The sequence below is a fragment of the Tardiphaga sp. 813_E8_N1_3 genome (assembly GCF_051811025.1).
GTDB lineage: Bacteria > Pseudomonadota > Alphaproteobacteria > Rhizobiales > Xanthobacteraceae > Tardiphaga.
In genome coordinates, this window is record NZ_JBPWQE010000001.1 from 804,769 (window position 1) to 826,767 (window position 21,999).

Annotated in this window: 22 protein-coding genes; 11 read left to right on the forward strand and 11 right to left on the reverse strand. The window is 62.4% G+C overall.

Annotation, left to right across the window (positions count from 1 at the left end):
- Window positions 1-66 precede the first annotated feature (66 nt).
- From AB8A33_RS03790 to AB8A33_RS03820, 7 genes are all read left to right on the forward strand, one after another.
- Entirely contained in the window at window positions 67-1,686 is a 1,620-nt protein-coding gene (locus AB8A33_RS03790; RefSeq protein WP_439095848.1) for an ABC transporter substrate-binding protein, read from the forward strand.
- A 102-nt stretch (window positions 1,687-1,788) separates the two neighbouring features.
- Window positions 1,789-2,742 carry an ABC transporter permease gene (locus AB8A33_RS03795; protein WP_439091487.1) on the forward strand — a complete coding sequence of 318 codons (954 nt, stop codon included), beginning with the start codon at window positions 1,789-1,791 and terminating at the stop codon, window positions 2,740-2,742.
- A 28-nt stretch (window positions 2,743-2,770) separates the two neighbouring features.
- Entirely contained in the window at window positions 2,771-3,649 is an 879-nt protein-coding gene (locus AB8A33_RS03800) for an ABC transporter permease (RefSeq protein WP_410001885.1), read from the forward strand.
- A 4-nt stretch (window positions 3,650-3,653) separates the two neighbouring features.
- A complete protein-coding gene (locus tag AB8A33_RS03805; RefSeq protein WP_439091488.1) occupies window positions 3,654-4,715 on the forward strand; it encodes an ABC transporter ATP-binding protein in 1,062 nt (353 codons plus the stop codon).
- A 1-nt stretch (window position 4,716) separates the two neighbouring features.
- Entirely contained in the window at window positions 4,717-4,914 is a 198-nt protein-coding gene (locus tag AB8A33_RS03810) for a hypothetical protein (protein WP_439091489.1), read from the forward strand.
- Window positions 4,911-6,326, forward strand: coding sequence for an amidase (locus AB8A33_RS03815; RefSeq protein WP_439091490.1), 1,416 nt, complete (start codon window positions 4,911-4,913; stop codon window positions 6,324-6,326). The genes AB8A33_RS03810 and AB8A33_RS03815 overlap by 4 nt, the downstream gene beginning before the upstream one ends.
- The gene (locus AB8A33_RS03820) at window positions 6,323-7,306 is read left to right on the forward strand and encodes an ABC transporter ATP-binding protein (RefSeq protein WP_093757055.1); all 984 of its coding nucleotides are present in this window, start codon (window positions 6,323-6,325) and stop codon (window positions 7,304-7,306) included. The genes AB8A33_RS03815 and AB8A33_RS03820 overlap by 4 nt, the downstream gene beginning before the upstream one ends.
- Before the next feature lie 7 nt (window positions 7,307-7,313).
- Here AB8A33_RS03820 and AB8A33_RS03825 read toward each other — a convergent pair whose 3' ends face one another.
- From AB8A33_RS03825 to AB8A33_RS03835, 3 genes are all read right to left on the reverse strand, one after another.
- Window positions 7,314-7,802, reverse strand: coding sequence for a CinA family protein (locus AB8A33_RS03825; protein ID WP_439091491.1), 489 nt, complete (start codon window positions 7,800-7,802; stop codon window positions 7,314-7,316).
- The gene (locus AB8A33_RS03830) at window positions 7,799-8,770 is read right to left on the reverse strand and encodes an MBL fold metallo-hydrolase (protein ID WP_439091492.1); all 972 of its coding nucleotides are present in this window, start codon (window positions 8,768-8,770) and stop codon (window positions 7,799-7,801) included. The genes AB8A33_RS03825 and AB8A33_RS03830 overlap by 4 nt, the downstream gene beginning before the upstream one ends.
- A gap of 86 nt (window positions 8,771-8,856) precedes the next feature.
- The gene (locus AB8A33_RS03835; protein ID WP_439091493.1) at window positions 8,857-9,771 is read right to left on the reverse strand and encodes a transcriptional regulator GcvA; all 915 of its coding nucleotides are present in this window, start codon (window positions 9,769-9,771) and stop codon (window positions 8,857-8,859) included.
- Between the two features lie 136 nt (window positions 9,772-9,907).
- Here AB8A33_RS03835 and AB8A33_RS03840 point away from each other — a divergent pair, with 136 nt between their 5' ends.
- Window positions 9,908-10,111 (forward strand): DUF1127 domain-containing protein, encoded by a 204-nt coding sequence (locus AB8A33_RS03840; protein ID WP_439091494.1) that lies wholly within the window; start codon window positions 9,908-9,910, stop codon window positions 10,109-10,111.
- A gap of 29 nt (window positions 10,112-10,140) precedes the next feature.
- A complete protein-coding gene (locus AB8A33_RS03845; RefSeq protein ID WP_439091495.1) occupies window positions 10,141-10,752 on the forward strand; it encodes a GNAT family N-acetyltransferase in 612 nt (203 codons plus the stop codon).
- Between the two features lie 109 nt (window positions 10,753-10,861).
- On the opposite strand, the gene AB8A33_RS03850 is transcribed toward AB8A33_RS03845, so the two are convergent.
- Window positions 10,862-11,701 (reverse strand): oxidoreductase, encoded by an 840-nt coding sequence (locus tag AB8A33_RS03850; RefSeq protein WP_439091496.1) that lies wholly within the window; start codon window positions 11,699-11,701, stop codon window positions 10,862-10,864.
- A 120-nt stretch (window positions 11,702-11,821) separates the two neighbouring features.
- On the opposite strand from AB8A33_RS03850, the gene AB8A33_RS03855 reads away from it, so the two are divergent.
- The gene (locus tag AB8A33_RS03855) at window positions 11,822-12,730 is read left to right on the forward strand and encodes a LysR family transcriptional regulator (RefSeq protein WP_439091497.1); all 909 of its coding nucleotides are present in this window, start codon (window positions 11,822-11,824) and stop codon (window positions 12,728-12,730) included.
- 7 nt (window positions 12,731-12,737) lie between these two features.
- Here the strand turns inward: AB8A33_RS03855 and AB8A33_RS03860 are convergent, their stop codons facing one another.
- Window positions 12,738-13,571 (reverse strand): enoyl-CoA hydratase, encoded by an 834-nt coding sequence (locus AB8A33_RS03860; protein ID WP_439091498.1) that lies wholly within the window; start codon window positions 13,569-13,571, stop codon window positions 12,738-12,740.
- Window positions 13,572-13,592: 21 nt separating this feature from the next.
- Window positions 13,593-14,294 carry an SDR family NAD(P)-dependent oxidoreductase gene (locus AB8A33_RS03865; RefSeq protein WP_439091499.1) on the reverse strand — a complete coding sequence of 234 codons (702 nt, stop codon included), beginning with the start codon at window positions 14,292-14,294 and terminating at the stop codon, window positions 13,593-13,595.
- Between the two features lie 91 nt (window positions 14,295-14,385).
- Here AB8A33_RS03865 and AB8A33_RS03870 point away from each other — a divergent pair, with 91 nt between their 5' ends.
- Entirely contained in the window at window positions 14,386-16,143 is a 1,758-nt protein-coding gene (locus AB8A33_RS03870; RefSeq protein WP_439091500.1) for an acyl-CoA dehydrogenase family protein, read from the forward strand.
- A 14-nt stretch (window positions 16,144-16,157) separates the two neighbouring features.
- On the opposite strand, the gene AB8A33_RS03875 is transcribed toward AB8A33_RS03870, so the two are convergent.
- The 5 genes from AB8A33_RS03875 to dxs all read right to left on the reverse strand — a co-directional run bounded on the left by AB8A33_RS03875 (window position 16,158) and on the right by dxs (window position 21,977).
- The gene (locus AB8A33_RS03875) at window positions 16,158-17,312 is read right to left on the reverse strand and encodes an alpha/beta fold hydrolase (protein ID WP_439091501.1); all 1,155 of its coding nucleotides are present in this window, start codon (window positions 17,310-17,312) and stop codon (window positions 16,158-16,160) included.
- A 67-nt stretch (window positions 17,313-17,379) separates the two neighbouring features.
- Complete coding sequence (locus tag AB8A33_RS03880) at window positions 17,380-18,618, reverse strand: class I SAM-dependent RNA methyltransferase (RefSeq protein WP_439091502.1); 1,239 nt, start codon at window positions 18,616-18,618, stop codon at window positions 17,380-17,382.
- Window positions 18,611-19,366: a TlyA family RNA methyltransferase gene (locus tag AB8A33_RS03885; protein WP_439091503.1), complete on the reverse strand. Its 756-nt coding sequence runs from the start codon at window positions 19,364-19,366 to the stop codon at window positions 18,611-18,613. The genes AB8A33_RS03880 and AB8A33_RS03885 overlap by 8 nt, the downstream gene beginning before the upstream one ends.
- Window positions 19,367-19,368: 2 nt before the next feature.
- Window positions 19,369-19,911: a nucleoside 2-deoxyribosyltransferase gene (locus AB8A33_RS03890; RefSeq protein ID WP_439091504.1), complete on the reverse strand. Its 543-nt coding sequence runs from the start codon at window positions 19,909-19,911 to the stop codon at window positions 19,369-19,371.
- A gap of 140 nt (window positions 19,912-20,051) precedes the next feature.
- Complete coding sequence (gene dxs, locus AB8A33_RS03895; RefSeq protein WP_439091505.1) at window positions 20,052-21,977, reverse strand: 1-deoxy-D-xylulose-5-phosphate synthase; 1,926 nt, start codon at window positions 21,975-21,977, stop codon at window positions 20,052-20,054.
- Window positions 21,978-21,999 lie beyond the last annotated feature (22 nt).

Consider the following 21,999-nt stretch of genomic DNA (forward strand, 5'->3'; position numbering starts at 1 on the left):
CAAGAGGGACTGATTACGATGCGTATCGAAAAGCCGACAAAGAGCCGTCTCGCGGCAGCAATTACGATGCTGACGCTCGCCACGGCCCTGACCTTGCCACAGGTGGCGCGCGCCGAGACGGTGCTGCGCATCGGCATGACCGCTGCCGATATTCCGCGCACGCTTGGCCAGCCCGATCAGGGCTTCGAAGGCAATCGTTTCACCGGCAACACGATGTATGACGGCCTGACCGGCTGGGATCTGTCGTCCGCGACCAAGGCGAGTGTTGTCATCCCGGCGCTCTCCACTGAATGGAAGGTGGACGACGCCGACAAGAAGAAGTGGACCTTCAAGCTGCGTCCCGGCGTCACTTTCCACGATGGTTCGGCCTTCAATGCGGATGCCGTCGTCTGGAATGTGGACAAGGTGCTCAAACAAGATGCAGTCCAGTTCGACGCCAGCCAGGTTGGTGTGACCGCCTCGCGTATGCCAACCTTGGTGTCGGCGAAGAAGATCGACGACATGACCGTCGAACTGACCACGAAAGAGCCGGACTCCTTCCTGCCGATTAATCTCACCAACCTCTTTATGGCGAGCCCCACCAAGTGGCAGGCGCTGTTCGACAAGGCCGAAGGCGCCGATGCCAAGGCCAAGTCGCAGGCCGCATGGGCGGCCTTCGCGCGCGAAGCCTCCGGCACCGGCCCGTGGAAGATGTCGAAGTTCACGCCGCGCGAGCGTCTCGAACTGGTGAAGAACGACGCCTACTGGAACAAGGACCGCGTTCCAAAGACCGACAAGATGGTGCTGTTGCCGATGCCGGAAGCCAACGCCCGTACCGCGGCGCTGCTGTCCGGCCAGGTCGACTGGGTCGAGGCGCCGGCGCCCGACGCGGTCAAGGAAATTACCGCGCGTGGCTTCAAGATCGAGAAGAACGAGCAGCCCCATGTCTGGCCGTGGCAGTTCTCTCGTGCCGAAGGCTCGCCGTGGAACGACATCCGCGTCCGCAAGGCGGCCAATCTCTGCATCGATCGCGAAGGCCTGAAGGACGGTTTGCTCGCCGGCCTGATGGTGCCGGCGACCGGCACCTTCGAGCCCGGCCACCCCTGGCGCGGCAAGCCGAGTTTCGAGATCAAGTATGATCTGAAGGCAGCACAAGCGTTGATGAAGGAAGCCGGTTACGGCCCGGGCAAGAAGCTTGAAGTGAAGACGCAGACCTCGGCGTCCGGCTCCGGCCAGATGCTGCCGCTGCCGATGAACGAATATCTGCAGCAGGCGCTGGCGGAGTGCTACTTCGACGTCAAGCTCGATGTCATCGAGTGGAATACGCTGTTCACCAACTGGCGCCGCGGCGTCAAGGATCCCTCGGCGAACGGCTCCAACGCCACCAACGTTACCTATGCGGCGATGGATCCGTTCTTCGCACTGGTTCGCTTCCTGCAGTCGTCGATGGCGCCGCCGGTCTCGAACAATTGGGGCTTCATCAACAATCCGAAGTTCGATGAACTGGTGACCAAGGCACGCACCACCTTCGATGCGACGGCACGTGACGCGGCGCTGGCCGAGCTTCACGCTGCTTCGGTCGACGACGCAGCCTTCCTCTACGTGGCCCATGACGTCGGTCCGCGTGCGCTGAGCCCGAAGATCAAGGGCTTCGTGCAGCCGAAGAGCTGGTTCGTCGACTTCTCGCCGGTGTCGATCACGCCGTAAGAACTCGGTCATTACGTCAAGCCGATGCTTCGCCTCTCTCCTGCATAGGAGAGGGGCGAAGTCGCCAGAGGCGGCTCTCTGAACTAGAACTGAAGGTGACCAGTGTTCGTCTACATCGCGCGACGTGTTGTCTACGTCATTCCCATCGTCGCCAGCGTCGCGCTGGTGTGTTTCCTGCTGGTGCACATCACGCCCGGCGACCCTCTCGTCGCCATTCTTCCCGCTGACGCGTCGCAGGAGCTGGCGCAGCAACTGCGTGTCGCTTATGGCTTCGATCGTCCGCTGCCGGTGCAATTCGGCCTGTGGTTGTGGCGCGCGCTGCATGGTGATCTCGGCAGCTCCATCGCCACCGGGCGTCCCGTTCTGGCGGAAGTGCTGAAGGCCGTCGGCAACACCGTGACGCTGGCCATCGCAGCCGCCGCCATCGGTTTCACGCTCGGTCTGTTCTTTGGTCTGATCGCCGGCTATTTCCGCGATACCTGGGTCGACAAGGTGGCGACCTCAATCGCCATTGCCGGCGTGTCCGTGCCGCATTACTGGCTCGGCATGGTGCTGGTCATCATCTTCTCGGTGCAGCTCAACTGGCTGCCTGCGGTTGGCGCAGGGCCGGGCGGCTCAGGCTCATGGGCCTGGGACTGGGAGCACATCAAATATCTTGTGCTGCCGGCGATCACGACATCGGTCATTCCGATGGGCATCGTGACGCGCACCGTGCGTGCGCTCACCGGCGATATCCTGTCGCAGGATTTCGTCGAAGCATTACGTGCCAAGGGCCTGCAGGAAACCAAGGTGTTTCGTCACGTCATCAAGAACGCTGCGCCGACAGCGTTGGCTGTGATGGGTCTGCAGCTCGGCTATATGCTCGGCGGCTCGATCCTGATCGAGACCGTGTTCTCGTGGCCCGGTTCGGGTTTGCTCCTGAATTCCGCGATCTTCCAACGCGACCTGCCGCTGCTGCAGGGCACGATCCTGGTGCTGGCGCTGTTCTTCGTGTTCCTCAATCTTCTGGTCGACATCGCGCAGGCGTCGATCGATCCGCGCATCAAGCGGAGCTGACCATGCTGGATATCCTCTCATGACCGCAATGACAGACACCGCATTGCAGGCGGCGCCTGCAACTAAGGCTCGCGGCTACTGGGCCACGGTCGGCCGCCGTATCGTGCGCGACAAGGTCAGCATGGCCTGCGCGTTCATTCTGCTGCTGATCTTCCTGGCGGCGATCTTTGCGCCCTATCTGCATCTCGCAGACCCCTATCAGGGCTCGATGATCCGTCGCCTGCGCGCGATCGGTACGCCCAATTATCCGCTCGGCACCGACGAACTCGGCCGCGACATGCTGGCGCGCCTGATCTATGGCGGCCGTCTGTCGCTGTTGATCGGCATCCTGCCGGTGATCCTGGCCTTCATCATCGGGACAGGTCTTGGCGTTGTGGCCGGCTATGTCGGCGGCAAGCTCAACACTGCGATCATGCGCACCGTCGACGTGTTCTACGCGTTCCCGTCGGTGCTGCTGGCCATCGCGATTTCCGGCGCGCTTGGCGCCGGCATCGTCAATTCGATCGTCTCGCTGACCATCGTGTTCGTGCCGCAGATCACGCGCGTGGCCGAGAGCGTCACCACGGGCGTACGCAACATGGACTATGTGGAAGCCGCGCGTGCCTCCGGCGCGAACGCTTTCACCATCATGCGGGTCCACATGCTCGGCAACGTGCTGGGGTCCATCTTCGTCTACGCGACTGGTTTGATCTCGGTGTCGATGATCCTCGCCGCCGGCCTGTCGTTCCTCGGCCTCGGCACCAAGCCGCCGGAGCCGGAATGGGGTCTGATGCTGAACACGCTGCGCACCGCGATCTATGTCAATCCATGGGTGGCAGCACTCCCAGGCGCGATGATCTTCGCCGTGTCGATCTGTTTCAATCTGCTGAGCGACGGCATGCGCAGTGCCATGGATATCCGGAACTGATGGCATGAGTGATATTGTAGAACCGATCGACAAGCTGGAACCGCTGGAAGACATTGGCGGTGTTGCACAGCCGTTGTTGCAGGTGGTGAGCCTGACCAAACACTTCCCGGTGCGGGGCGGCTTGTTTGCGCCTAGCAAGACCGTGCGCGCCGTAGACGATGTGTCCTTCGCCATCTCGAAGGGCGAAACCGTCGGCATCGTCGGCGAGTCCGGCTGCGGCAAGTCGACGACGGCACGGCTGCTGATGCATCTGATGCCGCGCAATTCCGGCGATATCATCTATGACGGCCGCACCGTCGGGCGCGAACTGTCGTTGCGCGAACTGCGCCGCGGCATGCAGATGGTGTTTCAGGATAGCTATGCCTCCCTCAATCCGCGCCTGACCATCGAGGAATCGATCGCCTTCGGACCGAAGGTGCATGGCATGGCCGACAAGGCTGCGCGGTTGCTGGCGCGTGAGCTGCTCGGCAAGGTCGGTCTGCGACCTGAAACCTTCGCCAATCGTTATCCGCATGAAGTCTCTGGCGGCCAGCGTCAGCGTGTCAACATCGCGCGTGCATTGGCGCTGTCGCCGCGTCTCGTCATTCTTGATGAGGCCGTTTCGGCACTCGACAAGTCGGTCGAGGCGCAGGTGCTCAATCTGCTGGTCGATCTCAAACGCGAATTCGGCCTGACCTATCTGTTCATCAGCCACGATCTCAACGTGGTGCGCTATATCTCCGACCGCGTGCTGGTGATGTATCTTGGCGAAGTGGTTGAACTCGGTCCGGTGGACGAGGTCTGGGACGGGCCGGCGCATCCCTATACGCGGGCGCTGCTCGCCGCGATGCCGTCATCCGATCCCGACAACCGTACCGAGACGCCGCCGATCACCGGAGATCCGCCGAACCCGATCGATCCACCGTCCGGTTGTCGTTTTCACACGCGCTGCCCCTTTGCCGAAGCGATGTGCGGGGAGGCGACGCCGAAACTGACTGAAATCACCGTGACCGGCCATCAGGCTGCCTGTTACATGGCGATCCCGGGTTCGGGACACAGCAAGGCACCTGCTGCAGGAGCGCACTGACATGACCAAACCGACTGCCAAGCAGATCAAGGCGCTGACCGAAGTCAGCGGCCTTCCCGCCTCCGACGAGGTTGCCGAGCGCATCGCCAATTCGATCGGCCCGGCATTCGAAGGCTTCGCGGTCGTGGCGGGGACTCTGCCGTTCGATCTCGAGCCCGCGACCTTCCTCGCCGTTCAGAATACGAAGGCTGCCAAATGAGTGTCACCGAACCCGCATTGCTGTCGCTGACGGAAGTCGCCGACGCCATCGCCACGAAGAAGATTTCGTCGCGCGAAGCCACGCAGTCGTGCCTCGATCGCGCCATAAAATCGCAGCCGAGCCTCAACGCCTATATGTCGATCGAGGCCGATGCAGCACTGGCGGCAGCCGATGCGGCAGATGCCGCGCTCGCCAAGGGGCAAAGCCGCGGCGTGCTGCACGGCGTGCCGCTGGCGCATAAGGACATGTATTACGACGAGGGTCACGTCGTGACCTGCGGCTCGCATATTCGCCGCGACTGGGTGGCGACCACGACGGCGACCTCGCTGCAGCGCCTGAAGGATGCCGGCACGGTGCGGCTCGGTTCGTTGCAGATGGTCGAATTCGCCTACGGCCCGCTCGGCCACAATGTACATTACGGCGCCGTGCATAACCCGTGGCATGTCGATCACGTCACCGGCGGTTCATCGTCCGGCTCGGGCTCGGCTGTTGCCGCGCGCCTGACCTATGCGGCGCTCGGCTCCGACACCGGTGGATCGATCCGCCTGCCGGCGCACTTTTGCGGCGTGTCCGGTCTGAAGACGACCGTCGGGCTGGTCAGCCGCGCCGGTGCGATGCCGCTGTCGCAATCGCTGGACACGGTCGGTCCGCTGGCCCGCACCGTCGAGGATTGCGCGCTGCTGACAGGCCTGATGGCCGGCGCCGATCCGCTCGATCCCACGACCAGCACGCGGCCCGTGCCGGACTACATGGCGGCGACGCGCGCCTCCGCCAAAGGCATGACCGTCGGCATTCCCAAGGCGTTCTATGTCGACGATCTCGACGCCGACACGGCTGCCATTCTGCAGAACACCATTGCGACGCTAAAGGATGAAGGCATCAAGATCGTTGAAGTCGATCTGCCCAATCAGGGTCAGCTCACGGCAGCCTGCCAGTTCGTGCTCGCGACGGAAGCCGCGGCAATGCACAAGCGCTGGATGATCGAGCGTCCGCAGGACTACGGCGCGCAGGTGCTGATGCGGTTGCAGAACGGTCTCGCGATCACCGGCGTATCCTATATCGAGGCGCTGCGCTGGCGCGGTCCTGCGCTTGCGGCCTATCTCGCTGCGGTGACCGGAACTGACGCGGTGCTCGCTCCGGTCTCGCCCGGCGCGGCTCCGACCATTGCCGAGACCGATGTCGGCAACAGCTCGGGTGCTGAAGCGATGATCCAGCGCCTGACGCGCTTCACGCGCCCGATCAACTATCTCGGTCTGCCCGGTCTCTCGATCCCGGCGGGTTTCACCAAGTCGAAACTTCCGGTCGGCATGCAGCTGATTGGTCGGCCGTTCGATGAAGCGACGCTGCTGACCATCGGTGCCGCCTTCCAGCGCGCCACGGATTTCCACAAACAGTGCCCGGAGTTGGCATGAGCAATCTTGTCGAGGTTCGCAATCTCAACGTCCGGTTCGGCGGCGAACGCACCGTCTATGCGGTAAACGATCTCAATCTCACGCTCGGCGAAGGCGAGGTGCTTGGCCTGCTCGGCGAGTCCGGGTCAGGCAAGAGCGTCACTTTGCGCGCGCTGATGCGACTGCTACCCAAAAAGCGTACTCAGATCACCGGCACGGTCAACGTGCTCGGCAAGGACGTGCTGGCGCTCGACGATGACGAACTCTCGGCATTTCGTGGCCAGACCGTGTCGATGATCTTCCAGGAGCCTGCGCTGGCGCTGGACCCCGTTTATACGATTGGCCAGCAGATAGCCGAAAGCGTGATGCGTCACGAGGGCAAGAGCCAGGCCGAGGGTGTGAAGCGCGCGCTCGAAATGCTTGAGGTCGTGCGCATTCCATCGGCCAAGCGTCGGCTCGATGCCTACCCGCATGAAATGTCCGGCGGCATGCGGCAGCGTGCGATGATCGCGCTGGCGCTGGCCTGCAAGCCCAAGATCCTGCTCGCGGACGAGCCCACCACGGCGCTCGATGCCACCGTGCAGATTCAAATCCTCTTGCTGCTGCGCGAGCTGCAGCGCGAATTCGGCATGTCGATCATCTTCGTCACGCACGATATCGGCGTGGCCATCGAGATCTGCGACCGCGTCGCGGTGATGTATGCGGGCCAGATCGTCGAACAGGGTACACTGAGCCAGATCGTACGCTCGGCCGTCCATCCCTATCCGCAGGGACTGCTGGCCTCCACCGTGCATGGAGCCAAACGTGGCGCACGATTGGAGACTATTCCCGGCACGCCGCCATCGCTGGACAAGCCGCCGGTGAATTGCTCCTTCGCGCCGCGCTGCAAATTCGCCCAGCCGCGTTGCGTCGAGGCGCCGCCGCCGAATGTCGAACTCGCCGATAATCGTGTGGTGCGGTGTATTCTGGCGGAGCAGGCGGCAGCGGCAGTGCCGGCCTGACGCCTTCCTATCCCGCTAAATTCTTCAGCAGGAACGTCAGCGCCGTCTGCGCGAAACTGTGCATGTTGCCAGACCGGTCGCTGCTGCCCGTCTCCAGCGTCATGACCTCGTTTCGCGGGCCGGCGACGGCCATGCAGCTATGGCCGGCGGCGTCGCCATAACGATTGCCGGAGGGGCCGGTGGCGCCGGTCTCGGACAGACCCCAGTCGCATCCGAGGCGCTCGCGGATCTGCGTCGCCAGCAGTTGTGCATAGGGCTCGGAAGACGAGCGCATGCCGGGTACCCGAAACGCATCATCGGAAATATCCATCAACACGCGCCTGGCATCGCGCGTATAGATCACGCCGCCGCCGATGAAATAGGCGGAGGCGCCGGGCACCGCGAGCAGTGCAGCAGAAATCAGACCGCCGGTCGAGGATTCGGCAACGCCGATGGTCTGCTTGCGTGCGATCAGCTCAATGGCGATCTTCTCGGCGAGGGGGATGAGATCTCTCATGACTTCTTCCCCCAAGGTTTTGACCAAGGCCTGATCCACGGCTTCTTCGCCAGTGATCCATAGACAGCGCGAATGAAATTCTTGCTGGCGGTCTCATTCGGCGCCCATTTGGCGTCGAGATCGGCGAATGGCTTGGCCGCCAGAACCTCGTCCTCGGTCTTGCCTTCCTTGATCAGCTTCGCCATGCGATCGCGCGCCGTCACCAGCATGGTGCGATAGTCGACCAGCGCAGCCTTGTTCGCGAGCGGACCGTGGCCGGGAACGATCTTGGTGTTGTCGTTTGCCAGTTTCAGATAGGCGTCGGTCGCTGCGATCATGCCCTTGATATTGCCGCCGTTGAGAAGGTCGATATTGGGATAGCGGCCATTGGTGAATGTATCACCGGTCGCAATGACATTGGCACTCTTGAAGTAGACATAGGTGTCGCCGTCGGTATGCGCGTTGTCGGGATGGCGCAGTTCGGCGATGCGGCCGGGCAGACTGAGTTTAAGCTGATGTGTGTAAGTGTTGGTCGGCAGCGCCGCCTTCGGGGAGGGCGGATTCTGCGCGCCGGTCAGGAAATTCGTGGTGCCCTTTTTCAGGCGGGTTCTGACCTTGACGTTGGCCACGATGGTCGCGCCTTCGTTGGCAAAGGCCTCATTGCCGCCGGTGTGGTCGCCGTGGAAATGCGTGTTGACGAGATACTTGACCGGCTGCGGTGTCACCGCGGCGATGGCCGCCTTGATCTTGTCATGCAGCGGGGCAAACTGGCTGTCGACGAGGATCGCGCCTGATTTGGCCGTGGCCAGCGTCATGTTGCCGCCCTGGCCTTCGAGCATGTAGACGCCGTCACCGAGGTCCGTGGTTTTGATCTCGACTTTTGAGAAGTCGGGCGGCGGCGGTGCTGCCGGCGGTGTGGGCGCCTGCTGTGCGAGCGCAGGCGCCAGCGCCAGAAGGGTGAAAACCGCGGCCAGTGTCGTCCGATTCATCGCAAGCTCCATTCCGAAACAGGCCAGACTTCTAGCATGTTTCGGATGGCGATCTGCTCGCGAACACGTGATGTCGACAATGCCGATCAGCGGCCAGGACGGTCGCGCTCCGGCGGGACCTGCGAGAGCAGCCAGTCGCGAAAGGCCTTCAGCTTTCGCGAGTCGGAAGAGGCTTCGGGCGACACCAGATAGAAGCCGGCATCGGCGGGCAGGCTGATGTCGAACGGCATCACCAGCCGGCCCTTGGCGAGGTCGCCCTCTACATAGGTGGTGCGGCCGATCGCGACGCCGAGGCCATCGATAGCGGCCTGCAGCGTCATGAAAATCATGTCGAAGGTCAGGTCCGGTTGCTTCGAAATATTGGCCGGCAGTCCGGCGGCGGTGAGCCAGAGCCGCCAGTCATCGTCATAGCCGCCGCTCGAATGCAGCAGCGTATAGCCGGCAAGGTCCTGCGGCAGTCGCAGCGCCTTTTTGCCGGTCAGGAGCGCGGGGCTGCACACGGGAAACAGATGATCGGCGGTGAGCCAGTCCGCACGCAAGCCCGGCCACTGGCCGCGGCCGTAGCGGATCGCAGCATCGACATCGCCGCTTTTGAAATCGACCATGCTGGTCGACGTCGTGATACGCACATCGATATCGGGATGGGCTTTCTGGAACATCGAAATGCGCGGCAGGAGCCATTTCGATGCCATCGATGCGAGCGTGCTCACCGTCAGCACGTGGTCATTGTCGCGGCGCTTGAGCCGGTCGGTGGCAAGACGCAGGTCGTTGAAGGCGGCGCGAACGCCCGGCAGGTAATCGTGTCCTTGCGGGGTGAGTGCGAGCGCACGGTTCTGCCGAATGAACAGTTTGAGACCAAGCTCCTCTTCCAGCCGCTTGATCTGGTGGCTGATCGCCGTCTGCGTGACGTTCAGCTCGCTTGCCGCATTGGTGAAGCTCAGATGGCGTGCGGCGGCTTCGAAGGCGCGCAGCCCATTGAGTGACGGCAACCGGGTGCTCATCCGCGCTCTCTCCCTGGCGATTCATCGCTCTCGCGACCCATGAATTTGTGTCATGTGACGCGGTGCACAATGTCGTTTGTGCAATGTGAGGATGAAGCCGATATTCAGGCCCTAAATTTAGCTTTAGGAGAGCAAAATGTCTACTTGCACCCATGAATCGATGACAAATCATCATGCTCCGTTCAGCCTGGCGACGATCGCCGAGACGTTCCACGTTTGGCGCGAGCGCGCGAAGCAACGGCGTGAACTGGCGCAGTGGAGCGAGCGCGACATCCACGATGCCGGTTTCTCTGTGAATGACGTGATGGCCGAGGCTGGCAAGCCATTCTGGCAGGCGTGACACCCAAGGGACACCAGGGAGCGACTGCGATGAAACATCTCAACCTCGATAATCTCGGCCAGTATTCCGACGTGTTGTTGCTGCGTAGCGGAACAGCCGTCACGGTGCGCTTTGTCGAGGTTGCGGATGCCGAAGCGTTACAGGGCTATTTTCGCGGCCTGTCGACGCGTTCGCGCTATAATCGCTTCATGGGTGCCGCCAGTGAATTGCCGGCCGGGCAGCTCCAGAAGTTCATTCATGTCGGCGAAGCTGACAGCTTTTCGGTCGTTGCAACGATCTTGCGCGATGGCGCGGAGATGATTGTCGGTGAAGCCCGTTATGCGTTCGATGAACTGACATCCCGTTTCGAGATGGGACTGTCTGTTGCCGACTCCATGCAAGGGCAGGGCGTCGGCGCGGCGCTCCTGTCCAATCTGGAGTGTCGCGCTGCGGCGTTGGACGCCGATTTTCTGTTTGGCGACACATTGCGCTCCAATGAGGCGATGCTCGCGCTGGCGCGCAAGGCCGGCTTCACATTCGCGCCGACACCGGGCGACTGGAAGCAGATGCGGTTCGAGAAGCAGATAGATACGACGCCGGCCCGAACATCTTGCGCAACATGGCGCCTTGCAGCGCAGTCGCTGCAGCCGACACTTGCCTGAGCGCGGCAAGATTAGCCACGCCAAGGCAAGAGCGACGCGACGAAGCAATCCAATTCCCTCTCTCTAGCTCCGGATTGCTTCGTCGCAAGTGCTCGTCCCGAAGACGGAATCAAGCTGTCTGTTTGGTAAAGTCGGTTGACGTAGCTACCTTGCGCCACGCTGCCAGTTCCTTCTCGACAAAAGCATGCTTGCTCTCGATCCGCGCAACCGTGTCGCTGCCGAGCGGCAAGCGGACCGGAGGGGTCTTGGCAGCCGCGAGCTGCATGAAGGCCTTTGCCAGCTTGCTGGGATCGCCGGGCTGCGCATGATTGGCGTCGGCGGCATGGCCGCGAGTCTTGCCGACGGTGGTGTGATAGTCGCCGATCTCCAGTGCGGTTCGTACCAGCGAATTGTCGTCCAGAAAGTCGGTACGGAAGAAGCCGGGCTCAACCACGGTGACATGGATGCCGAGCGGCGCGACTTCGGCGGCCAGCGCCTCACTGATGCCTTCGACCGCGAACTTGGTCGAGCCATAGACGCCCCAGCCCGGAAAGCCCGCATATCCGCCGACGGATGAAATGTTCATGATGTGACCCGAGCCCTGCCGGCGCATATGCGGCAGCACGGCACGGGTGACGCCGAGCAGGCCGAACACGTTGGTGGCATAGAGACGTTCGACTTCCTTGGCACTGGCTTCCTCGATCGCGCCGAGTAGGCCATAGCCAGCATTGTTGACCAGCACATCGATGCGGCCGAATTTCTTTACGGCCTGACCTGCGGCCTCATGGGCCTCGGTCTCGTTGGTGACATCGAGCCGCGTCGCCAGCAGGCGCTCATGGGTGCCGAGACGTGCGGTGACGGCGTTGGGATCGCGGGCCGTTGCAACGACGGCATCGCCCTGGGCCAAAGCTTCCGCCGCGATGAGGGCGCCGAAACCGCGGGACGCTCCTGTGATGAACCAGACACGCATGATGGTCTCCCTTTCGTAATGGCCCCGCGTCAATGCCGGGCTGATGGGAGGAAACTAGCGGCTCGCCAGAGTTGAAATAATCCGCTAAAAATTCCATATGTTCATGAGCTGGATTCAACAATGAGCCTGATCGGCCCGGCCGACCTCGTGACCTTTCTGGCGATTGCCCGGCATCGCAGTTTTCGTAATGCCGCCGTTGAGCTGGGCGTTTCTGCCTCGGCGCTGAGCCATGCCTTGCGTGGCATTGAGGAGCGGCTTGATGTCCGGCTGGTCAATCGCACCACCCGCAGTGTCGCGCTGACGGAGGCGGGCGAGCGGCTGTTCGCGCGGGTCAGTCCGGCGTTTCAGGACATCGATGATGCGCTGGAGGACCTCAATCATTTTCGCGGCAAGCCGGCGGGGACGTTGCGGTTTAACGCTGCCCGGCAATCGGCGCAGCTCGTACTGCTGCCGATTGTCACGCGATTCCTGAAAGCCTATCCGGAAATCCATGTCGAGGTTTCCGTCAATGATGGTCTCGTCGACATGGTCTCCGCCGGATTCGACGCGGGCATTCGCTTCGGCGAAACTGTTGCGGCGGACATGATCGCGGTGCCGATCGGTCCACGGCAGCGATCGGCCGTCGTTGCGTCACCCGGCTTCTTCAAGCAATACAAGCCGCCGCAGACGCCGCACGGTCTGAAAGACCTGCCATGTATCCGCTATCGCTTCTGGGGTGGCGCACTGTATCGCTGGGAGTTCGAACGCGGCGGCATCGAGGTCGAGATAGATGTCGCGGGCGCGCTCACACTGAACGATCAGGATCTGATGGTCGACGCAGCGCTGGACGGAGCCGGGCTGGCTTACGTGTTCGAAGGTCAGGTCGAGGAGTTGATCGCCAGGCGAAAGCTTGTGCGAGTCCTCGCCGACTGGTGCCCGGCCTATCCCGGCTTCTTCATGTATTATCCCAGCCGCCGACAATTGCCGGCGGCATTGCGGGCCTTTGTCGATTTCGCCAAGGTTCCCGCTCCTGCAAAGTCGAGGGCCTAGATGCGTCTCAGTTGCCTGTGAAATTTGGTTTGCGCTTCTCGATGAAGGCCTGCACCGCTTCGCGATGATCTGCCGTCATGGTGGTGCGGATCAGGCGTTCTGCCTCGTGATCTCGCGCCGTCGCGAAATCGAAGGCCAGTGCCTCGTCGAGATTGTCCTTCATGTAGCGCAGTGCCAGTGTCGGCCCTTGCGCCATGTTGCGTGCTAGTGCGAAAGCCTCGTCCTGCAGCCTGTCGTCCGGCACCACGCGGTTGAACAACCCGATAGTCTCGGCACGGCTTGCATCGACTTTTTCAGCGGTGAACATCAGCTCGCGCGCGCGGGCTGTGCCGACGAGGCGGGTCAGCAACCAGGCGATGCCATAGTCGCCGCTGAGACCGACGCGCAGATAGCCTGTCGAGACGAAAGCCGATTGCGCGGCGATGCGGATATCGCAGGCCATGGCGATGGCAAGACCTGCACCCGCGGCCGGGCCGGGCAGCGCGGCAATGGTCGGCTTGCGGACGGCAACGAGGGCGCCGGTCAGCAGGCGCTGGCGCTCCTGCAGATCGGCGATGCGCTCGTCGAATGACATCTCCAGCACGGCCTGCTTACGATGCGCGCCCATGCCCTTCACGTCTCCACCGGAGCAGAAGGCGGTGCCGGCGCCGGTAATCAGTAGCGCGCCGACATCGGGGTTTTCGCCGCAGGTGCGGATCATTGTGCGCAATGCGGGCGTGAGATGATCCGACAGCGAGTTGCGCGCCTCCGGCCGGTTCAGCGTGATGACGGCCACGCGTTCGCGGATCTCACACAGCAGCTCGCTGGTGCCGGTGTCGATGACCTTTACGGCTTCACTCATGTGTCTCGCCCCGTTCTCGCGTCAGAATTTTTCGACCCATGGACGGATTTCCAGTTCCGAACTCCATGCGCTGCGGGGCTGCTGTAGCACGTTCCAGTAATTCGCGGCGATAGCATCGGGGTCGAGCATCGAATCCGGTCGATCCGCAGGCTCGACGCGCACGGAGCTGCGAATACCGCCATCGATGACAAAGTGGGCGATGTGAATGCCCTGCGGTGCGAATTCGCGGGCCAGCGATTGTGCCATGCCGCGCAGCGCGAACTTCCCCATTGCGAAGGGTGCAGACTGCGCGAAGCCCTTGATGCTGGCCGAGGCGCCGGTGAACAGGATGGCGCCGTGCTTGTTGGGCAACATGCGCTGCAATGCCTGTTGCGCGACCAGAAATCCGCCGAAGGCGCTAACAGCGATGGCCTGCGCAACATCGGGAGGGGCGAGCTCGATGAAAGGCCCGCGGGCGCGTTGGCTGGCGTTGTAGACGACGATATCGGGCGCGCCGATCTGGCGCTCGACGTCTGCAAACAGTTTGGCGACATCTCCGGCCTGGGTCGCGTCGCAGGCAAAGGCCTTGGCGCCGGTCTCCTGGCACAGCGCATCCAGCTTGCCGGGATTGCGCGCGGCAAGTGCGACGCGGATGCCCTGTTTGGACAGCAGCCTCGCCAGCGATGCGCTGATGCCCTCACCGACACCGACGATCAAAGCGGTTTCGTAATGCGGAATTTCCATGGATCAAATCTCCGGCTGGGGCACTTTATTCGTTGGCGCGGCAGGCGCATGATGAAGATGGAAACGCCACTGCCAAACACAAGAGGCCGTCATGAACGCCCATGCGCAATTCGCCGCCAATCTGATCGCGCCCGATACGTCCGGCATGAATTTCTACCGCGCCGATCCGGCACTGACCGATCTGTTGCGTATTCATCTGCCGGAGGACCTGTTCAATCATATCGAGCCGCATCTCGATCGGCTGGGCGATCTTGTCGGTGGGCCGCTCGACGAAGCCGGGCGCATGGCCGACAAGCATGGCCCCGTGCTGCATCAGCGCGACAAGTTCGGTCAGGACGTGCAGTGGGTGGAATATCACCCGGCCTATCGCGAACTTGAGAACGCAGCCTTCGGCGAATTCGGGATCCATGCGCTGTCGCACCGCAAGGGGATCATGGGCTGGCCCTCGACCTATCCGGTGACAGCTAAACACGCCTTCACGTTCCTGTTCAATCAGGCCGAGTTCGGCATGGGCTGCCCGATCAACGTCACCGATGGGGCGGCCAAGTTGCTGTCGAATTACGGCGACGATGCGTTGAAGGCGAAATATCTCGACGGACTGACGCAGACGGATATGAGCAAGCTGACCCAGGGCGGTCAGTTCATGACCGAGAAGGAAGGCGGCTCCGACGTCGGCAAACTGACGACGCGAGCCGTGCAGGAGGGCGATCACTGGCGTCTCACCGGCGAGAAGTGGTTCTGCTCCAATGCCGACGCAAAGATGGTGATGCTACTGGCGCGACCGGAAGGCGCGGTCGGCGGCACCAAGGGCGTCGGCCTGTTCCTGATGCCGCGCACGCTAGATGACGGCACGCCCAATCACTACCGGATCGTGCGTCTGAAGGACAAGCTCGGCACGCGGTCGATGGCGTCAGGTGAGATCAAGCTGGAAGGCGCAATCGCCTATGCGGTTGGCAAGCTCGATCGCGGCTTCGTGCAGATGGCCGAGATGGTGAATTCGTCGCGTCTCTCGAATGGCGTGAAGTCCACGGCGTTGATGCGCCGCGCCTGGCATGATGCGATGGCGGTGGCGCGTGGCCGCGTTGTGTTCGGCCAGCGCATTATCGACATGCCGCTGGCGCGGCGGCAACTGATGAAGATCATGCTGGCGACCGAGCAGGCGCTGTCGATGAGCTTCCTCACCGCGGATGCGCTGGACCGGGCCGAAGCCGGCAGCCAGGATGCTGCGGCATTGCTACGCATCCTGACACCGACGCTGAAATTCCGTGCGACGCGTGATGCGCGCAAGGTCTGCGGCGACGCGATGGAGATGCGTGGTGGTGTCGGTTACATCGAGGAATTCGCCACCGCGCGCCTGCTGCGCGATGCGCATCTCGGCTCGATCTGGGAGGGCACCGGCAATATCGTCGCGCTGGATGCGCTGACACGCGCGGTTGGGCGGCATGGCGCGGAAGCCGCGCTTGCGGCCGATCTGCATGCGCGGCTGGACGATTCCCCGAGCGTACCACAGGCATGGCGCGATCGCTTACGCGGTCTGGCAGACAAGGCCATCGGCTTTGCGCGGGAGGTTGCCGCACGTTCCGACAATGAGGGCGATGCGCGCCGCGCGACCAGTTCGCTGTATCACTTGGCCAGTGCCGTGGCACTCACCTGGGAAGCGCACCGCATCCACGCACGACGCGGCGATGCGCGGCGCCTGCTGCTGTCACGCCTCGTCATAGATCATCGCTTGATGGCACCCGATCCGTTTGCGCTGGTGGAAACTGAGACGCAGAAGGCGATCGTCACGCATTTGCTGGGCGAGCGCGATGTCAGCATGGAGGAGGCCAGCCGGCTGATGCTGGCTTGACCTGATCGCAGAGACTATGAGCGTGGACCGTTGTTTTTCAGGAACTCGAGCAGCAATCGGCTGACCTCATCCGGCTGTTCCTGCTGTACCCAATGGCCTGCGCCGTCGATCAGATGAACCGCGCGCATATCCGTGCAGGCGCTGTTTTGCATGGCCTCGATGGCGCCCGGACGCTGATAGATGCCCCAGTCCTGCTTGCCTGAGATGAAAGCTGAGGGCACGTCGATGGTGCGCCCGGCGAAGGTCTCGTAGTTCGCATTGAACGCGCCTGTCGTGTTGCAGCGGTACCATTGCAATCCGCCCTGGAAGCCGGTGCGGGCATATTCGCCGGCATAGAAGGCCAGTTCATTGTCCGGCAGCCATTTGCACGATCCGATCTGTTCAGGCGTCGGCATCTCTGCGGCGACGGTCTCGGCCATGGTCTGGTCGCGGTCCATCACATAATAGGTCGGCAGCTTCGCCAGTTCGCTCGCGGTCCAGCCTTGCAATGGAGTAGGCGTATTGCCCGGCCAGTCCGCACTCTTGTGATGATAATAGGCGCGCAGGAAATCATGCACGCCTTGCGGCGCGTGCTGCATATGCGCGTTGGCATCGCGCGTCGCGTAGTACCACTGATAGTGGATACGCGGCCGCGGCAGTGCCGCGAGATCGCGATGCACGGGGTCTTCGGCCTTTGGCGGGGCCGGCTGATCGGCGGTGCCGAACGGCAGCGGCGGAGGCCCGGCAAAGGGCGCGCTCATCAGCACTACGGACCTGAAGATGTCCGGCCGCACCAGCGCACACCAGGCTGCGACCGAGCTGCCATAGTCGTGTCCGACCACCGCATCGACATGGCGATAGCCGAAGGCTGCGACGAGGCCGACTGCATCGCGCACGAGGTTGAGTAGATTGAAGGGACGCAGATCGCCATCATAGTCCGCGCTCCAGCCGATGGTCCGGCCATAGCCACGCTGGTCCGGCGTAATCACGTGATAGCCAGCCGCGGCGAGCTGCGGCATCACCTTGCGCCAGCTGAATGCCAGTTCGGGAAAGCCGTGCACCAGCAGGATGCAGGGCCGGCCCTTGGTTTCGAAGCCGGCCTCCAGCACATGGACGCGCAGACCGTTGATGTCCTCGACAAAGCGCGAGCGAATTCCGGCCGGAAGAATGTAGGACTCGATGGGTGTCACGTCGCCTCCATGCTGCACTTGTGCGGCAGCGTGGGCGCACTCCAGCGCAAGCAACGCGAAAAGACAACTAGCGTTTGAAGCGGGCCACCAATTCGATATGCGGCGTATGTCGGAACTGGTCGACAGGCGTAACGCTGTCGATCTTGTAGCCGCCATCAATCAGGATCTTTGCATCGCGTGCGAAGGTCTGGACGTTGCACGACACGGCGACGACGACGGGGATCTTGCTCGTCGCAAGCCGTTCGACTTGTGCCTGTGCGCCCTGACGCGGCGGATCGAACACGACAGCGTCGAAGTCGCGCAATTCCTGCGGCACCAGCGGACGGCGAAACAGGTCGCGGGTCTCGGCCTTGATCGGCTTCAGGCCCTTGGTGTCCTTGATGGCCTGTTGCAGCGATGTAATCGCGCCACTGTCGCTGTCGAGGGCGGTGACCTTCGATTTGGATGCAAGCCGAAGCGCGAAGGGGCCGATACCGCAGAAGAGATCCGCGATATTTTTCGCGCCTTTGCAGAGCTGCAGCACAAGCGCCGCCAATGTCTCTTCACCGGCCGCCGTGGCCTGCAGGAATGAGCCTGGCGGTAATGTGACCTGTGCGCTGCCCATCGTCACGACAGGCGGTACGCGCATCAGCACGAGTTCGCCATGACGTGTGAGCCGTGCCAGTTTGTGCGCTTCGGCAATGCGCGACAGCGATGTGATGATTGCGGTCGGCAATGGCCCGGTGCCGCGGACGTCGATATCGAGCCCGTTACTCGCCGCTGTCACCTGAATGTCCAGTGGCTTGCTGACCGGCTTCAACACCTCGGCCAGCGCGCGCGCGGCGTCGAGCGCGCCATCCAGTGCAGGATCCAGGATCGGACACGCGTCGATGGCGATGATGGCGTGGCTGGCCGATGCCGCAAAACCGACACGCAGCTCGCCATCACTGCCACGCCGGGCATGTAGCGTGACGCGGCGACGGCCTGCGCCATGGGCATCGACGATCGGATCGACCGGGCAGGTGATCTTCGCTTGCGCCAGCGTGTCGATCACGATCTGGCGCTTCCAGGCCTGATAGGGATCGGGCTGCCAGTGCTGGATGGCGCAGCCGCCACAGCGCGTGAAATAGGTGCAGAACGGGTCGATCCGTTCCGGGCTGGCGGTGTCGATCTGCAGCAATCGTCGACGCTCTGGATGCTCGTCGTCGCGTTCCGTCTCGACGATCTCATGCGCCAGCGTGTAGGGCACGAACAGCGGCGCGCCGCCTGCGAGGCTGACGCCGTCGCCGCGCTGGCCGACATGATCGATGGTGAGGCGTTCAACCACGCCGGGCACCCATGAAGAATTCGATATTGCCGTCACCGCCGGTGATCGACGACGGGAAGACCTCGATATCGGTGCAGCCAAGCGTCCTGGCAAAATCCGTGATGTCGTCGCAGATGGCCTGATGCACGGCGGCGTTCTTGATGATGCCGCGCTTGGATTGCTTCCGGTCGGCCTCGAATTGCGGCTTGATCAGCGCCAGCAGGCTCATCGGTGCCGCCGCGAGCGAGAGTGCGACAGGCAGCACGGCCTTCAGCGAAATGAAGCTGACATCGATCACGACCACATCCGGGCGGGCCGGCAGACGCTTGTTCTCATAGCTGCGGATATCCGTTTCTTCCATCGAAATGATTTTCGGATGGCCATGCAGCGATGGATGGAGCTGGCTATGCCCGACATCGATCGAGAACACCATGCTGGCGCCGTTGGCGAGCAGCACTTCGGTAAAGCCGCCGGTGGAGGCGCCGACGTCGAGACAGACGTGATCCTCGATCTCGATCGGGTATTGCTCGAGTGCACCTGCGAGCTTGACCCCGCCGCGTGAGACCCAGGGGTGCGCCGGTTCAGCCTCGATCGCGGCGTCGAGCAGCAGCGGTTCTGACGCTTTAGCGACCGCTTTGCCGTTGGCCTTCACAAGACCTGCTTCAATCGCGGCTTGTGCGCGTGCACGGCTTTCGAAAATTCCGCGTTCGACGAGAAGCGTATCGGCGCGTTTGCGCGGTGCAGTCGCAGTGTTCTGAGATTTCGTCATGGTCAGTATGATGCAGCAAGTTTCAAACAGGCTTCGAAGCTCGTCAGATCTTGCCAAAGATCATTGGGTGCTTCGCGGGGGACGATCATGGGAGCGCCGTAGAGATCGAGCGCGTGGATCATCATCAGATTGTCGGCGAGGCCGAAATTCTCGACGGTGAGCCCATCCGCATCCACCAGATGTCCGTCCCGATCGGTGACCTCTGTCATGCGGCGCACGCGGTCGAGATAGAGGGTCGGGTCGTTGCAGTAGCCGAAGCAGAGCTTGCCGTGGCCAGCCATGTAACCGAGCTCGAACACGGTGCCCGCATCGGCGCTGGGGCCGCGAAACGGCGTGAGATTAGCGATGATGATGTCGCAGTGGTTCATCATTGCTTCGTTGCCATGAAAGATCTGGCGTGAGGCGTCGCTAGCGTTGATGTCGATGGCGTTATCGAGCGGGAAGAAACCGCGGGCGCCGTGGCGCTTGCAGAGCGCGACCTTCTGCCGGCCGATCTCGGCGGCATTGGGCAGGAACACGTCGGGGCCTGCGAGATAGATATTCATGAAGTCCCCGTCTCATGGTGAGCCGCGCCGACATTGACGAGCCAATTCAGACGAGAACGAGGCAATCCGGCGGTTCCTGCCGAATTGCCTCGTCGTATTCTCTTCGCAATTGCAAACGCGATGTCGCGTTCAACGACGGATCAAGCGAGCTTGACGGTCTCGGCCTTGAAATCCTTGCCGAGGGTCTCGAACACTTTCTTGACGATGCCCTTGGAGTCCAGACCCGCCTGGGCATACATCGCTGCCGGCGTGTCGTGATCCTGGAAGACGTCGGGCAGCACCAGCGAACGCATGCGCAGACCGCCGTCGAGCATGCCGTTGTCGGCGAGCAGCTGCATCACATGCGAGCCGAATCCGCCAATCGAACCTTCTTCGACGGTCAGAAGGATCTCGTGATCGCGGGCGAGCTTGAGGATCATATCAGTGTCGAGCGGCTTCATGAAGCGTGCGTCGGCAATGGTGGTCGACAGGCCGTGGGCCGCGAGTTCGTCGGCGGCCTTCTCACATTCGGCAAGGCGCGTGCCGAACGACAGAAGAGCAACCTTGCTGCCTTCGCGGACGATGCGGCCCTTGCCGATTTCCAGGGGAATGCCGACTTCCGGCATCTCGACGCCGCGGCCTTCGCCGCGCGGATAGCGCAGGGCGCTCGGCCCGTCGTTGATGGCGACCTGCGTGGCAACCATGTGCACCAGTTCGGCTTCGTCGGACGCAGCCATGATGACCATGTTCGGCAGACAGCCGAGATAGGCATTGTCGAACGAACCCGCATGGGTCGCACCATCCGCACCGACCAGTCCGGCACGGTCAATGGCGAAACGCACCGGCAGATTCTGGATCGCGACGTCATGGACAATCTGGTCATAGCCGCGCTGCAGGAAGGTCGAGTAGATGGCGCAGAACGGCTTGTAGCCTTCGGTGGCGAGGCCAGCCGCAAAGGTCACCGCGTGCTGTTCCGCGATGCCGACGTCGAAGGTGCGGTTCGGGAACGCCTTGTTGAAGATGTCGACGCCTGTACCCGATGGCATGGCCGCGGTGATGGCGACGATCTTGTCGTCTTTTTCGGCTTCCTTGACGAGGCTCTGGCCGAACACGTTCTGATAGGCAGGCGCGTTCGGTTTGGATTTCGACTGGGTGCCGGTCGCGACGTCGAATTTGACGACCGCATGATATTTGTCAGCAGCGGCTTCGGCCGGACCGTAGCCCTTGCCCTTCTGGGTTACGACGTGGAGCAGGATCGGGCCGGTCTCCATATCGCGGACGTTCTGCAGCACGGGCAGCAGGTGATCGAGGTTGTGGCCGTCGATCGGGCCGACATAATAGAAGCCGAGTTCTTCGAACAGCGTGCCGCCATTGACCATGAAGCCGCGCGAATATTCTTCGACGCGCTCGGCACGGTCGGCAATCAGCTTCGGCAAATGTTTACCGAGCTGTTTGGCGGCATCGCGCAGCCCGCGATAGGTCTTGCCCGAATACATGCGCGACAAATAGGCCGACATGGCGCCGACCGGCGGCGCGATCGACATGTCGTTGTCATTGAGGATGACAATGAGGCGGGAATTCATCGCGCCGGCGTTGTTCATGGCTTCGTAAGCCATGCCTGCCGACATCGAACCGTCACCGATCACGGCGATAACGTTGTTCTTTCCACCCGAGAGGTCGCGCGCGACGGCCATGCCGAGACCGGCGGAGATGGAGGTCGAGGAATGCGCGGCGCCGAACGGATCGTATTCGCTCTCGCTGCGCTTGGTGAAGCCCGACAGGCCACCGGCGGTGCGCAGGGTGCGGATACGGTCACGGCGACCGGTGAGGATCTTGTGCGGATAGGCCTGATGCCCGACGTCCCAGATGATGCGGTCGCGGGGCGTATCGAAGACGTAGTGGAGGGCGGTGGTCAGTTCGACGACGCCGAGGCCGGCGCCGAAGTGACCGCCGGTCGTGGACACCGCATCGATGGTTTCCTGACGAAGCTCGTCGGCAACCTGACGAACCCGCTCGATCTTCAGCTTCCGGAGATCTTCCGGAGTCTTGATGGTATCGAGCAACGGTGTCTTACTAAAATCGGTCACGGCACTATTCCAATTTTACATG